The 562-nt window shown below is 49.1% G+C and carries 1 pseudogene; it reads left to right on the forward strand.

The features are described from left to right. A pseudogene (locus tag R7093_RS27170) lies at positions 1-512 on the forward strand (recombination factor protein RarA); the annotation flags it as partial. Positions 513-562: the final 50 nt, after the last annotated feature.

Below are 562 nucleotides of genomic sequence, written 5' to 3' on the forward strand. Positions count from 1 at the left end.
TGAATAACGCATTGTTGTCTCGTGCTCGAGTCTACAAGCTGACTTCACTGGATAAAGAAGAGATCTCGCTCGCACTAAATCAAGCGATTAACGACAAAGAACGAGGCCTGGGCGATACGCCAGCGAACTTTGCTGATAATGTGTTAGACCGTCTAGCCGAGTTGGTGAACGGTGATGCTCGCATGTCTCTTAACTACCTTGAGCTTCTCTACGATATGGCAGAAGAGAATGATCAAGGTGAAAAAGAGATAACACTCAAACTGCTTGCTGAAGTAGCCGGGGAGAAAGTCTCTCGCTTCGATAATAAAGGCGACATTTGGTACGATTTGATCTCCGCTGTGCACAAATCTATTCGTGGATCAAACCCAGATGCCGCTTTGTATTGGGCTGCTCGTATGATAGCTGCAGGTTGTGATCCACTTTACATTGCCCGCCGATTACTTGCGATAGCATCGGAAGATGTCGGCAATGCGGACCCTAGAGCCATGCAAGTTGCACTCTCCGCGTGGGACTTGCAATGCGGACCCTAGAGCCATGCAAGTTGCACTCTCCGCGTGGGACT

Source organism: Vibrio sp. 1580 (genome assembly GCF_033340055.1).